We start from the raw sequence: 13,301 nt of genomic DNA, 5'->3' as shown, positions 1-13,301 counted from the left end.
GCGTCAGTCGACATCATTGTTGAATGACACACCGCTATCGCGAGCAGGCTCACTCCTACATTTGATTTGTGATTCTGTCTCGTAATGTATCTGCGTCCGTAATATCTAACCTTCGCTTACAAACTCCCCGCCTGGCGACACAGTCGCGATACACCGCCACCGCTTAATGGCCACACCCGAGCAGCACCTGCTCAGGCAATCGTCCTTAACATGTGGTTGCACAGCGCAGCCCAGGAGAATGTAAATGTCCGGTACTTCGACCCTCGGTAAAAAATCCATTGGCCTGATCGGCGCCGCGCTGGCGGGCGGCTTGATGTTGTCCGGTTCGGTGTTTGCCGCTCAACCACTGACGCAGGGCTACATGGTCGCTTCGGCAGAAACTTCGGTGAAAGCGCCGGAGGGCAAATGCGGTGAAGGCAAATGTGGTGATGCTTCGATGGCCAAGACGGACAGCGACGGTGACGGCAAGGTCTCGCGCGCCGAATTCCTGAAAGTCGCGCCGAAGTCCGACTTCGACAAGATCGACACCAACCATGACGGTTTCATCGACGAGCAAGAGGCCTACAACAACGTGAAGGCCAACTTTGAAGCCAATGGCAAGAAGATGCCAAAAGGCCTGTTCGAGCACCTGAAAGATCAAGACGGCGCCTGATCAGCAGAAAAAACCAAGCCGCGCTTCTCTTGGCAGAAACGCGGCTTTTTCACGTCTGCCGTTTATAACTGGAAACGCCGGACCATGCCCTGCAAGGCGTTGGCCAGTTGCGACAACTCGTGGCTGGAGGCACTGGTCTGATCGGCACCGGCGGCCGAACGTACCGACAGATCACGAATGTTCACCAGGTTGCGATCCACTTCCCGCGCGACTTGCGCTTGTTCTTCCGCAGCACTGGCAATGACCAGATTACGCTCATGGATCTCATGCACCGAGGCGGTAATGGTTTGCAGCGCCTCACCAGCGCGCTCAGCCAACGCCAGCGTGGTCGTCGCCCGTGCGGTACTGGCCTGCATCGAATCCAGCGCCAGGCTCGAACCGCTGCGCATGCCCTGGACCATCTGCTCGATCTCCTGCGTCGACTGCTGCGTGCGATAAGCCAGCGCCCGCACTTCATCAGCCACTACGGCAAAGCCTCGTCCGCTCTCGCCGGCGCGCGCCGCTTCAATCGCTGCGTTGAGCGCCAGCAGATTGGTCTGCTCGGCAATCGCCCGAATCACGTCCAGCACTTTGCCGATGTCCTGCGACTGGTTGGCCAGTGATTGCACCAACTCGCCGGTTTGCTGCACATCGTTGGCCAGTGCGTTGATGGCGGTGGCGGTCTCACTGACGCGCACTTGGCCCAGATGCGCCGACTCGCTGGACTGGCGAGTCGCGTCAGATGTCGACACCGCATTGCGTGCGACCTCTTCCACCGCGGCGGTCATCTGGTTGACGGCAGTCGCGGCCTGTTCGATTTCGTTGTTCTGTTGTTGCAGCCCCTGTGTGCTGTCGAGCGTCACCGCATTGAGTTCATCGGCAGCCGTCGCCAGTTGCGTCGCCGAACCGCTGATGCCTTGCAGCGTCTCACGCAGGTTCTGTTGCATGGTTGCCAAGGCTTTGAGCAAGCGACTGACTTCATCGTTGCCATGGGTTTCGATCGGTCGGGTCAGATCACCCTGCGCGACACTTTCTGCTGCACTCACTGCACTGCTCAGCGGACGAACGATACTGCGCGTGAGCATCATCGCTAGTGCCACGGTGGCCAGCGCGGCCAAGGCAATGAACAAGCTGACAATCGTGCGCGAGTTTTCGTAGTGCGCAGCGGACTTCTGGCTTTCGGCGGCGACCTGTTTGGCGAACAGGTCTGCCAGATCGTTGAGTTGCTTGCCGGAGCCATCGACCACTGTCTTCATGTCGACCAGCAACAATTTGGTCAGCTCATCACGCTTGCCTTGCTCAGCAAGGGCGAAGGATTGAGCGATGCCACTGCGATAGGCAGCGAAGGTTTTCTTGAACTGGTCGTATAGCTGCTGGCCTTCCGGGGTGTTGACCAGTTTGTCGTAAGCGGCGATTTTCTCGCTCAGCTCCTTGTCGCGGGTGTCCATCTGGCTGCGGTAGGTGGCGATATTGTTGGTGTCCTGATCCAGCGCCATGCGCAGCGAGATGGTGCGGATACGCAGCATGATCTCGCGAATCTCGTCGCCGCCACGAATACTTGGCAGCCACTGGTTTTCCACCGCGACTTCACTGTCGCGAATACTCGACATCTGCCCGAGGGCAAAAACGCCGAGCAAGGCCACCAACACCGCGATCAGGGCGAACCCCAGGGCCGCCCGGGGAGCAATATTCAACTGACGAAGCAACATGACGAACGCCCTTATTCTTGTATTGGCCAGATTCAAGGGGCGAAGCCATGGCAGTCCCCTCGTGTTAGCGGGCTATCGGCAGGTTGTATGATGACTTGAAGGGGAAATGCGTTTTTGTCGGACAAAAAAAATCCCCGTATCTTTCGATACGAGGATTTTTAATATGGTCGGGGTAAGGGGATTCGAACTCCTGACATCCTGCTCCCAAAGCAGGCGCGCTACCGGACTGCGCTATACCCCGGTAAAAAAAAGGCGACCTTTCAAAGATCGCCTTCTTCGATCAGCGCTTTTGGCCTCTGATCTTAAGATTCGATCCCAGCGTTAACTGGTTTCAAAAATGGTGGGTCGTGTGGGATTCGAACCTACGACCAATTGGTTAAAAGCCAACTGCTCTACCAACTGAGCTAACGACCCAAAAATGGTCGGGGTAAGGGGATTCGAACTCCTGACATCCTGCTCCCAAAGCAGGCGCGCTACCGGACTGCGCTATACCCCGGCTTGAAATTGGCTCCGTGACCAGGACTCGAACCTGGGACCCAATGATTAACAGTCATTTGCTCTACCGACTGAGCTATCACGGAACTACATATTTCAATTTACAACGGTGAAACTTGTTGCATCTAGTCACTCGTTCGCATCGCTGCGTTCGTGTGTCTGAGGCGCGCTATTCTACAACCTAGAACACCTCTGTCAACCCCCTAAATTGCTTTCAAGTTAATGATTTGCAACTTATTTCAGATTTCAACTCAGTGAGCTGAGACCGTCTTGGCGACTGACTGCGGGGCGCACTTTACAAGCCTTTTCCTTTGAGTTCAACAGCCTAACGAAAAAAAAGGCCCTACGATGTAGGGCCTGCCAATTTTCATTGGCGCTTGGACTCAATTGAAAACGATTTCGTCGTTCTCGACAGCCCCGCTCGCCGTGTCGCCTGGCATGAAGTGACCCGAAAGAATCAACTGCGCCAGCGGGTTTTCGATCCAGCGCTGAATCGCCCGCTTCAAAGGACGAGCGCCATACACCGGGTCGTAACCGACAGCAATCAACTTGTCCATCGCCTCCGGGCTGAGTTCCAGCTTCAGCTCACGCTCGGCCAGGCGAGTGCGCAGACGGCCCAACTGGATCTCGGTAATGCCCGCGATCTGATCCCGCGCCAAAGGCTCGAAGATCACCACTTCGTCGACCCGGTTGATGAACTCCGGACGGAAGTGCGACGTCAGCGCATCCATCACCGCTGCGCGCTGCGCCTCACGATCACCGACCAGTTCCTGGATCTGTACCGACCCCAGGTTCGAAGTCATGACGATCACAGTATTGCGGAAGTCCACCGTGCGGCCATGACTGTCGGTCAAGCGGCCATCCTCAAGCACTTGCAGCAAGATGTTGAACACATCCGGGTGTGCCTTCTCGACTTCGTCCAGCAGGATCACCGAGTACGGCTTGCGACGCACAGCCTCGGTCAGGTAACCGCCTTCTTCGTAACCGACGTATCCCGGTGGCGCACCGATCAGACGCGCCACGGAATGTTTCTCCATGAACTCGGACATGTCGATCCGTACCATCGCCTCTTCAGTATCAAAGAGGAATTCGGCCAGTGCCTTGCACAGCTCGGTTTTACCAACACCGGTCGGGCCGAGGAACATGAACGAGCCGCTTGGACGATTCGGGTCGGACAACCCGGCACGCGAACGCCGTACCGCGTTGGCCACAGCGACCACGGCTTCCTCCTGACCAATCACCCGTTTGTGCAACAGGCTTTCCATCTTCATCAGTTTGTCGCGCTCGCCTTCGAGCATTTTCGACACGGGAATGCCGGTCCACTTCGATACGACTTCGGCGATCTCTTCTTCAGTCACCTTGCTACGCAGCAGCTGGTTTTCGCTCTTGCCGTGCTGATCGACCATTTGCAGGCTGCGCTCCAGATCCGGGATCACCCCGTACTGCAACTCGGCCATGCGGTTAAGGTCGCCTTTACGGCGTGCGGCCTCCAGTTCCTGACGCGACTGTTCGATCTTCTGCTGAATCTGTGCAGAACCCTGCACCTCGGCTTTTTCCGAGTTCCAGATTTCTTCCAGATCCGAATACTCGCGCTCGTGACGGACGATTTCTTCCTGAAGTTTCTCCAGACGTTTCATCGCCGCTTCGTCGCTTTCTTTCTTCAGCGCCTGGGATTCCACCTTCAACTGAATCAGGCGACGCTCCAGACGATCGAGCACTTCCGGCTTGGAATCGATTTCCATACGGATGCGGCTGGCGGCCTCGTCGATCAGGTCGATGGCCTTGTCCGGCAACTGCCGGTCAGTGATGTAGCGATGGCTGAGCTTGGCCGCGGCGATGATCGCGCCGTCGGTGATTGCCACCTTGTGGTGAACCTCGTAACGCTCTTTAAGGCCACGCAGGATGGCGATGGTGTCTTCTTCACTCGGCTCATCCACCAATACTTTCTGGAAGCGTCGTTCGAGCGCCGCGTCCTTCTCTATATATTGGCGGTACTCGTTGAGCGTGGTCGCGCCGACGCAGTGCAACTCGCCGCGAGCCAGTGCAGGCTTGAGCATGTTGCCGGCATCCATCGAGCCTTCGCCTTTACCGGCGCCGACCATGGTGTGCAGTTCGTCGATGAACAGAATGATCTGCCCTTCCTGTTTCGACAGCTCGTTGAGCAGCGATTTCAGGCGCTCTTCGAACTCACCGCGATACTTGGCACCGGCAATCAGCGCGCCCATATCGAGCGAGAGCAGACGCTTGCCTTTGAGGCCATCCGGCACTTCGCCGTTGATGATGCGCTGGGCCAGACCTTCGGCGATCGCAGTTTTACCCACACCAGGTTCGCCGATCAGCACCGGGTTGTTCTTGGTGCGGCGTTGCAGAACCTGAATGGTGCGACGGATTTCGTCGTCACGGCCGATCACCGGATCGAGCTTGCCGTCTTCGGCGCGCTTGGTCAGGTCAACGGTGTATTTATCCAGCGCCTGCCGCGACTCCTCGTGGTTGGCGTCGTTTACCGCTTCGCCGCCACGCAGGTTGTTGATCGCGTTTTCCAGGGCTTTCTTGCTCACGCCCTGGCCGAGCAGCAACTTGCCGAGCTTGCTGTTTTCGTCCATCGCGGCGAGCAACACCAGTTCGCTGGAGATGAACTGGTCGCCCTTCTGCTGGGCCAGACGGTCAGCCTGATTGAGCAGGCGCGCCAGATCCTGCGACATGTTGACGTCGCCGGTCGGGTTCTGGATTTTCGGTAATTGGTCGAGCTCTTTGGTCAGCTCTTTGCGCAAGCTGTTGACGTCGAAGCCCACCTGCATCAGCAGAGGTTTGATCGAACCACCCTGCTGTTCAAGCATGGCTTGCATCAAGTGCGCCGGCTCGATGGCCGGATGATCGTGGCCGACTGCCAACGACTGGGCGTCGGACAAGGCCAACTGTAATTTGCTGGTTAAACGGTCTATTCGCATAAGTCACCTTCCTTTTGAGCAGGCCGGACCTAAAAACCATCCTGAATAAAGAAACCTGCCAGATACCGCTATAGATGCGGTCGATTCTGCAAGATTCAAGCGTCAGAGGGTTGATGCAGATCAGAGAGTTTAGCGGGTGAGCCAGATAAGGGAGGCGAAGCGACCGGTGCGCGAAGCACGGCGATAAGAGAAGAAGCGTGAATCGGTCACGGTGCAGAAACCGCCACCATAAACAGCGGTGACACCACGTTCAGCCAGACGCAGGCGCGCCAGCAAATAGATGTCAGCCATGAACTTGCCGGCATTGTCGCTCGGCACGAAGGCTTCTGCCGCCGCGGGCAATTGATTGATGAAGACTTCCCGCACTTCCGGGCCGACTTCAAAGGCTTTCGGGCCAATCGCCGGACCCAGCCAGACCAAAACGTCTCCAGCCGGAACATCGAGGCTGTCGAGAGTTGCCTCAAGCACGCCCGCCGCCAGACCACGCCAACCGGCATGAGCCGCCGCTACACGGGTGCCGGCACGATCGCAGAACAATGCAGGCAGGCAGTCCGCCGTCATCGCCGCGCAGGCAATGCCTGGCGTTGCCGTCCAGCTGGCATCGGCGGTCGCGACAATGCCCGGATCAGCATGCGCCACGGCAATCCCGTGCACTTGCTGCAACCAGGCAGGCTGTATAGAGAAGTGATCGGTGAGGCGCCGACGGTTCTCGGCCACAGCCTCAGGACGATCATCGACATGATCGCCCAGATTGAGGCTGTCGAACGGCGCCTCGCTGACGCCACCCTCGCGGGTGGTAACGCAGGCTTTGACGCTGGCCGGCGCAGGCCAGTCCGGCGTCAGCCAGTTCATCCGATGAACGCCTCGCGATCCTGCTTGAGCAGGGTCAACAGCCAGACGAAATCTTCTGGCAGCGGCGATTCCCAGCTCATGCGCACACCGGTCGTCGGATGATCCAGCTCAAGGAAACGCGCGTGCAGGGCCTGACGCGGGAAATGCTTGAGCGATTCAACCATCGTCGGGTTCGCGGCTGGCGGAATGCGGAAACGGCCGCCATACGCCGGGTCGCCGACCAACGGGAAGTTGATGTGCGACATGTGTACGCGGATCTGGTGAGTACGACCGGTTTCCAGCTTCACCCGTACGTGGGTGTGCGAACGGAAACGCTCCAGCACGCGGTAGTGGCTGACGGCAGGCTTGCCGCCTTCCATCACCGCCATGCGCTGACGCTGCTGGCCGTGGCGACCGATCGGGGCGTTGATCTTGCCCCCGGCGGTGACCACACCGATCACGATGCACTCATAGATGCGGCTGACGCTGCGACTCTGCAGTTGCGTAACCAGCTTGGTCTGCGCCTGAATGGTCTTGGCCACCACCATCAGACCGGTGGTGTCCTTGTCCAGACGATGCACGATGCCGGCGCGTGGGACATTGATGATGTCCGGCACGTGGTGCAGCAAGGCGTTGAGCAAAGTGCCATCGGCGTGACCGGCAGCCGGGTGCACCACCAGGCCCGCAGGCTTGTTGATCACCAGAATGTCGTCGTCTTCATAGACGATGTCGAGCTCGATGTCCTGGGCGATCCACTCGCCTTGGGCTTCCTGCTCGGCAGTCAGCTCAAGGATGGCACCGCCGTGCACGATGTCGCGCGGGCGGATGACCGCCCCGTCCACAGTCAGGCGACCTTCTTTGATCCAGGCGGAAAGGCGCGAGCGAGAGTGCTCAGCGAAGAGTTGGGCAGCGACTTGATCGAGGCGTTGGCCGCCCAATTCGGACGGCACCTCTGCGCGAAGTTCAATTTTATCGGACATGCTCTGACTGTGCGTCGGCACAGCTTTTGGTTTCGGCTGCGCGCTTGTGGTTAAATACGGCGTCTTTTGCCCCGAGGCTTTTCAACGGGGCGCTCATCATAACAGGACGGCCCCGCCCAAGACAGCGGCCGTCATAGGGACGCAAGCCGCCATGCAAGTGAAACACCTGCTGCTGATCGCCATCCTCGCATTGACCGCTGCTTGCTCATCGAAGGAAGTCGTAGACGAAAACCTCAGCGAAGCCGAGCTGTATCAGCAGGCTCAGACTGACCTGGACAACAATAGCTACACCAGCGCCACAGCCAAGCTGAAGGCTCTGGAGTCGCGTTATCCGTTCGGTCGCTACGCCGATCAGGCACAGCTGGAGCTGATCTACGCCAACTATAAAAACGCCGAGCCGGAAGCTGCAAAGTCCGCTGCCGAGCGTTTCATTCGTTTGCATCCGCAGCACCCGAACGTGGATTACGCGTATTACCTCAAAGGTCTGACGTCTTTCGACCAGGACGTCGGCCTGCTGGCGCGCTTCCTGCCGCTGGACATGACCAAGCGTGACCCGGGCGCCGCGCGCGACTCGTACAACGAGTTCGCCCAACTGACCAGCCGCTACCCGAACAGCCGCTACGCGCCGGACGCCAAGCAGCGCATGATCTACCTGCGCAACCTGCTGGCGGCCTACGAAATTCACGTGGCCGACTACTACCTGACCCGTCAGGCTTATGTAGCCGCAGCCAACCGTGGTCGTTACGTCGTAGAAAACTTCCAGGAAACCCCATCGGTCGCCGATGGCCTGGCGGTAATGACTGAAGCCTATCAGCGTCTGCACCTGGACGAACTGGCGGCCACCAGCCTCGAAACCCTGAAGCTCAACTACCCGAACCACCCAAGCCTGCAGGACGGTCAGTTCGTGCCACGGGTTGCCGAAGCCGACAACCGCTCGTTCCTGAGCAAGGCGACTCTGGGTCTGATCGAATCGCGTCCACCGCTGCCGCCGGGCGAAACCCGCGCCAACCAGGACGTGCAGAAGCAGTTCCAGGACGCGAAAGACGCGATCCCGAACGAACTCAAGCCTAAAGACGAGAACGGCGACGTGATCGAAGAGCCGGAGCCTGAGTCGAGCAACACCGACCGCTCGTGGTTCAGCTACATGACTTTCGGCGTGTTCGACTGATCACACCGGCAGTACAGAAAAGGGAGATCTGCGGATCTCCCTTTTTTATAGCCGCGCATTAATAGGCTGTGCGCTTGTCGGGTCCTTGGCTAAACTGCCGGATCATCAGTCGAAAAGCCGCTCATCATGCTTCGTTTATTGTTCTGGATCGTCGTGATTTTCGCCGCCATCTGGCTGTGGCGTAAATTCAAGGCCCCTGCCGCGTCCTCTCAATCCAATCGCCCACCACGCGAGCAGGACGCCGCGCCGATGGTGCGTTGTGCCCATTGCGGCGTGCATCTGCCGCGCGACCGCGCGCTGAGCGTGCAACAACAGTGGTATTGCAGCCAGGCTCACCTCGAGCAAGGCCCGGGTGCCAGTGATCGCTGAGGCCACCCACGCCGACAGCAAACAGGCGCAGCGCCTGCTGCGCCTTTATCATCTCTACCGTTTAAGCGTCGGCATCACTCTGGTGCTGCTGATCTCCAGCAACATGGACAACCGCCTGCTGACGTCGGCCAACGACGAATTGCTGCGCGGCGGCAGTTGGCTGTACCTGATTCTCAACATTCTGTTGGTGGTATTCCTCGAGAACACGCGACGGCCGGCGCAACTGTTCAGCCTGGCCCTCGTCGATGTCCTGCTTTTATGCGCTTTGTTCTTTGCTGCCGGTGGCGTTGGCAGTGCGCTGGGCAATCTGCTGATCGTCTCGGTGGCGATCAGCAACACCTTGCTACGCCGGCGCATCGGCCTGTTGATCGCCGCCATCAGCGCGCTGGGCATCATCGGTTCGAGTGTCCTGCTGAGCTTCGATCATCCCCTGAGCGCCAATGAATACCTGCAAGCCGGCACGCTCGGCGCCCTGTGCTTTGCCGCATCATTACTGGTGCAGGGTCTGATCCGGCGCCTGGAGGTCAGTGAAACACTGGCCGAACAACGCGCCAGCGAAGTCGTCGGCCTCGAAGCATTGAACGCATTGATCTTGCAACGCATGCGTACCGGAATTCTGGTGCTCGATGAAGAACGTCGAGTGCAATTGGCCAACCACAGCGCCCAGACCTTACTCGCGCAAACACATTTGCTGGGCCATCTGATCGACGATTACTCGCCGGCTATGGTCGACCGCCTGCAACTGTGGATGAACAATCCGACCCTGCGCCCACAAAGCCTGAAAATTCCCGGCAATGGTCTGGAGTTGCAACCGAGCTTCATCGCGCTGGAACAAAGCCCCAACCAGCAAACCCTGGTATTTCTCGAAGACCTCGCGCAAATCGCCCAGCAGGCTCAGCAACTGAAGCTCGCCGCACTCGGGCGCCTGACCGCCGGCATCTCCCATGAAATCCGCAATCCACTTGGTGCCATCAGTCATGCCGCGCAGCTATTGGCTGAGTCCGAGGAACTCGACAGCGCCGATCGGCGTCTGACGCAGATTATTCAAGATCACTCCCAGCGCATGAACCGAGTCATCGAAAACGTCCTGCAACTGTCCCGCCGCCAGCAGAGCGCGCCACAACGGCTGGATCTCAAGCCGTGGCTGGAAAATTTCGTCGCCGAAAGCCGCGAACAGGCCAGCGAGCGCCAGCAGATTCATCTGCGGATCAACTCAGGGGACTTCACCACGCTGATGGACCCCAATCAGCTCACGCAGATTCTCGACAATCTGTTACGCAATGGCTGGCGCCACAGCGCCCTGCTGCATGATCAAGCCGAAGTCTGGCTGGCCCTGTTCACCGATCCCGACAGCCAGTTGGCGGTCCTCGAAGTGCAGGACAACGGCCCCGGCGTGCCGGCTGATGAGCAGACGCATCTGTTCGAACCGTTCTTCACCACCAGCAGCCAGGGCACCGGCCTTGGGCTTTATCTGTCCCGTGAGCTGTGCGAAAGCAACCAAGCGCGCCTAGACTTTCAATCACGCCAAGGCGGCGGCTGCTTTCGCATCACCTTTGCTCACGGACGGAAACAAAGTTGAATACGAGCCCACGGCAAAAAATCCTCATCGTCGACGACGAACCAGACATCCGCGAACTCCTGGAAATCACCCTGGGACGGATGAAACTCGACACCTGCTGCGCACGCAATCTGGCTGAAGCCCAAGCGCTGCTCAACCGCGAGAGCTTCGATCTGTGCCTGACCGACATGCGCCTGCCCGACGGTACCGGGCTGGAGCTGGTGCAGCATATTCAGCAACGTTATCCACAACTGCCCGTAGCGATGATCACCGCCTATGGCAGCCTGGAAACGGCCATCAACGCCTTGAAAGCCGGGGCTTTCGACTTCCTGACCAAACCGGTCGACCTCACCCGCTTGCGAGAACTGGTCGGCGCCGCCCTGCGCATGCCGGCGGCAGGAGGCAGCTTTACAGCGATTGATCGACGCTTGCTGGGCGACTCGCCACCGATGCGCAGTCTGCGCAAGCAAATCGACAAACTCGCCCGCAGTCAGGCGCCGGTGTATATCAGTGGCGAGTCAGGCAGTGGCAAGGAACTGGTCGCTCGCCTGATCCATGAGCAAGGGCCGCGCGCCAACCAGCCGTTCGTGCCGGTCAACTGCGGAGCAATCCCTTCGGAGCTGATGGAAAGCGAATTTTTCGGTCACCGCAAAGGCAGTTTCACTGGCGCGGTCGAAGACAAGCCGGGGTTGTTCCAGGCGGCCCACGGCGGCACGTTGTTTCTCGATGAAGTGGCGGACTTGCCGTTGTCGATGCAAGTCAAACTGCTGCGGGCGATTCAGGAGAAAGCCGTGCGCAGTGTTGGCGGCCAGCAGGAAAGCGTGGTCGATGTGCGGATTCTCTGCGCCACGCACAAGGATCTCGATGCCGAGGTCGCCGCCGAACGCTTTCGTCAGGACCTTTATTACCGCTTGAACGTGATTGAACTGCGCGTGCCGTCCCTGCGCGAGCGGCGTGATGACATTGAAGTGCTGGCGGCCAATATGCTCAAGCGCTTGGCCAAGGACACCGGCCAACCGCCAGCACGACTGCATCCGCAGGCGCTGGAAGCATTGAAGAACTACCGGTTTCCGGGAAATGTTCGGGAGTTGGAGAACGTTCTCGAACGGGCGCACACCTTGTGCGAAAACCGCACGATCGAAGCTGAAGATTTACGTCTGAGCGAAGGCAACTGCGCGGCAGATGGCGGCATTGCCGATCTGACCCAGATCGACAATCTTGAGGATTATCTGGAGAACGTCGAGAGGAAGCTGATCTTGCAGGCGCTGGAGGAAACGCGCTGGAATCGCACGGCGGCGGCGCAGCGGTTGAGTCTATCGTTCAGGTCGATGCGCTACAGGCTGAAAAAATTAGGCCTGGATTGAGGACCCCTTCGCGAGCAGGCTCGCTCCCACACTGGATTTTTTGAACGACCAAAATCAACTGTGGAAGCGAGCCTGCTCGCGAAAGCGATTTGCCAGGCTCCAGAGATATACCTGACTAAATCCGGCCCTCGGGCGCATACGGCGCCGGATCAATAATCGGCGCCCTTCCCAGCATCACATCGGCAAACAACTGGCACGACGCCGGCGCCAGCACCAGCCCATTGCGGTAATGCCCGCAGTTCAGCCACAACCCGTCAAACCCCGGCACCCGGCCAATATACGGAATGCCCTCCGGCGACCCCGGACGCAACCCCGCCCAGTGCCCGACCACTTCGGCATCGGCCAACGCTGGCAATAACTCCACTGCCGAAGCCTTGAGACTTTCCAGCGCCACATCGGTCGGCGTCTTGTCGTAACCTTCGTGCTCCAGCGTGCTGCCGATCAGGATATGCCCGTCACGACGTGGAATCGCATAACGACCCTTGGCCAAGACCATGCTCGGCAAAAAGTCCGCTGCGCACTTGTAGAGAATCATCTGGCCTTTGACTGGTTCGACCGGCAGCGTCAGATCCAGCGTCTTGAGTAGATCGCCGCTCCACGCACCGGCCGTCAGCACGACCTGATCACCTTTGATCACGCCGTTGGAGGTTTCGACACCGACGACCTGCGCGCCCTCACGGACGAACCCGCTGACCTCGCACTGTTCGTGAATCGTCACGTTCGGCAGTGCCTGCAACGCCGCTTTCAGCGACTTCACCAGGCGCGGATTGCGCACGTTGGCGACATCCGCCATGTAGATCGCCCGCGCGAACCCGCCACCGAGCACCGGCACCGCATCATGCGCCGCCGAGATATCCACAGCCCGCAACGGGCGATTTTCCCGATCGGCCCACGCCAGTGCCTCGGCTTCATCGTCCAGATCGAGCCAGTACAGGCCGGTAGTGTGTACTTCAGGATCAACGCCAGTGTCGACAAACAAACGCTCGCCGAGCTGTGGATAAAAATCCTGCGACCAGTGCGCCAGCGCCGTGACTGCCGGACTATAGCGCCACGGATACAACGGCGAAACGATACCGCCGCCCGCCCAGGACGATTCCTGGCCGAGGTTCGAGCGATCGAGCAGCACCACGCTGCGTACTTCGGAGGCGAGGTTGTAGGCGGTCAGCAGGCCAATCACCCCGCCACCGACAATCACCACTTGCTGTTGCCTGGTCATGTTTGTTCCAACCGTAAAAAAGACAGTAGGCG

General features: G+C 59.0%; 10 protein-coding genes and 4 tRNA genes. 5 read left to right on the top strand and 9 right to left on the bottom strand.

Translation table 11 applies throughout. The features are described from left to right. Positions 1 to 244: 244 nt before the first annotated feature. A complete protein-coding gene (locus ACI514_RS29845; RefSeq protein ID WP_405122851.1) occupies positions 245 to 652 on the top strand; it encodes an EF-hand domain-containing protein in 408 nt (135 codons plus the stop codon). Between the two features lie 62 nt (positions 653 to 714). Here the strand turns inward: ACI514_RS29845 and ACI514_RS29840 are convergent, their stop codons facing one another. The 8 genes from ACI514_RS29840 to rluD all read right to left on the bottom strand — a co-directional run bounded on the left by ACI514_RS29840 (position 715) and on the right by rluD (position 7,594). Then, on the bottom strand, positions 715 to 2,340 hold the full coding sequence (locus tag ACI514_RS29840) for a methyl-accepting chemotaxis protein (RefSeq protein ID WP_405122850.1): 1,626 nt from the start codon (positions 2,338 to 2,340) through the stop codon (positions 715 to 717). 164 nt (positions 2,341 to 2,504) lie between these two features. Further along, positions 2,505 to 2,581: transfer RNA gene (locus ACI514_RS29835), tRNA-Pro, on the bottom strand. Between the two features lie 97 nt (positions 2,582 to 2,678). Further along, a tRNA-Lys gene (locus ACI514_RS29830) sits at positions 2,679 to 2,754 on the bottom strand. Between the two features lie 5 nt (positions 2,755 to 2,759). Continuing rightward, positions 2,760 to 2,836 (bottom strand) — tRNA-Pro (locus ACI514_RS29825). Between the two features lie 9 nt (positions 2,837 to 2,845). Then, positions 2,846 to 2,921, bottom strand: a tRNA-Asn gene (locus tag ACI514_RS29820). Between the two features lie 297 nt (positions 2,922 to 3,218). Further along, positions 3,219 to 5,783 carry an ATP-dependent chaperone ClpB gene (clpB, locus tag ACI514_RS29815; protein WP_160059467.1) on the bottom strand — a complete coding sequence of 855 codons (2,565 nt, stop codon included), beginning with the start codon at positions 5,781 to 5,783 and terminating at the stop codon, positions 3,219 to 3,221. A gap of 129 nt (positions 5,784 to 5,912) precedes the next feature. Continuing rightward, positions 5,913 to 6,635 carry a peptidoglycan editing factor PgeF gene (gene pgeF, locus ACI514_RS29810; protein ID WP_160059468.1) on the bottom strand — a complete coding sequence of 241 codons (723 nt, stop codon included), beginning with the start codon at positions 6,633 to 6,635 and terminating at the stop codon, positions 5,913 to 5,915. Beyond that, entirely contained in the window at positions 6,632 to 7,594 is a 963-nt protein-coding gene (rluD, locus tag ACI514_RS29805) for a 23S rRNA pseudouridine(1911/1915/1917) synthase RluD (RefSeq protein WP_122592797.1), read from the bottom strand. The genes pgeF and rluD overlap by 4 nt, the downstream gene beginning before the upstream one ends. A 151-nt stretch (positions 7,595 to 7,745) precedes the next feature. Here rluD and ACI514_RS29800 point away from each other — a divergent pair, with 151 nt between their 5' ends. From ACI514_RS29800 to ACI514_RS29785, 4 genes are all read left to right on the top strand, one after another. Continuing rightward, positions 7,746 to 8,762, top strand: a complete 1,017-nt coding sequence (locus ACI514_RS29800; RefSeq protein WP_160059469.1) for an outer membrane protein assembly factor BamD — start codon at positions 7,746 to 7,748, stop codon at positions 8,760 to 8,762. Between the two features lie 126 nt (positions 8,763 to 8,888). Beyond that, positions 8,889 to 9,131, top strand: coding sequence for a PP0621 family protein (locus tag ACI514_RS29795; RefSeq protein ID WP_405122849.1), 243 nt, complete (start codon positions 8,889 to 8,891; stop codon positions 9,129 to 9,131). Further along, positions 9,121 to 10,710 carry an ATP-binding protein gene (locus ACI514_RS29790; RefSeq protein ID WP_405124251.1) on the top strand — a complete coding sequence of 530 codons (1,590 nt, stop codon included), beginning with the start codon at positions 9,121 to 9,123 and terminating at the stop codon, positions 10,708 to 10,710. Before ACI514_RS29795 ends, ACI514_RS29790 begins: the two co-directional genes overlap by 11 nt. Next, positions 10,707 to 12,053, top strand: coding sequence for a sigma-54 dependent transcriptional regulator (locus ACI514_RS29785; RefSeq protein WP_160059471.1), 1,347 nt, complete (start codon positions 10,707 to 10,709; stop codon positions 12,051 to 12,053). The genes ACI514_RS29790 and ACI514_RS29785 overlap by 4 nt, the downstream gene beginning before the upstream one ends. 115 nt (positions 12,054 to 12,168) lie before the next feature. Here ACI514_RS29785 and thiO read toward each other — a convergent pair whose 3' ends face one another. Next, positions 12,169 to 13,269, bottom strand: a complete 1,101-nt coding sequence (gene thiO, locus ACI514_RS29780) for a glycine oxidase ThiO (RefSeq protein WP_405122848.1) — start codon at positions 13,267 to 13,269, stop codon at positions 12,169 to 12,171. Positions 13,270 to 13,301: the final 32 nt, after the last annotated feature.

Origin of the sequence: Pseudomonas sp. M20 (assembly GCF_045037865.1) — a bacterium.
Classification (GTDB): domain Bacteria; phylum Pseudomonadota; class Gammaproteobacteria; order Pseudomonadales; family Pseudomonadaceae; genus Aquipseudomonas.
This window is presented reverse-complemented; position numbering and strand designations above follow the sequence as displayed.

Excerpts from the sequence above, each read along its gene's own strand:
- ACI514_RS29845 (WP_405122851.1), top strand. The coding sequence starts at position 245 with ATGTCCGGTACTTCGACCCTCGGTAAAAAATCCATTGGCCTGATCGGC.
- ACI514_RS29840 (WP_405122850.1), bottom strand. The coding sequence starts at position 2,340 with ATGTTGCTTCGTCAGTTGAATATTGCTCCCCGGGCGGCCCTGGGGTTC.
- clpB (WP_160059467.1), bottom strand. The coding sequence starts at position 5,783 with ATGCGAATAGACCGTTTAACCAGCAAATTACAGTTGGCCTTGTCCGAC.
- pgeF (WP_160059468.1), bottom strand. The coding sequence starts at position 6,635 with ATGAACTGGCTGACGCCGGACTGGCCTGCGCCGGCCAGCGTCAAAGCC.
- rluD (WP_122592797.1), bottom strand. The coding sequence starts at position 7,594 with ATGTCCGATAAAATTGAACTTCGCGCAGAGGTGCCGTCCGAATTGGGC.
- ACI514_RS29800 (WP_160059469.1), top strand. The coding sequence starts at position 7,746 with ATGCAAGTGAAACACCTGCTGCTGATCGCCATCCTCGCATTGACCGCT.
- ACI514_RS29795 (WP_405122849.1), top strand. The coding sequence starts at position 8,889 with ATGCTTCGTTTATTGTTCTGGATCGTCGTGATTTTCGCCGCCATCTGG.
- thiO (WP_405122848.1), bottom strand. The coding sequence starts at position 13,269 with ATGACCAGGCAACAGCAAGTGGTGATTGTCGGTGGCGGGGTGATTGGC.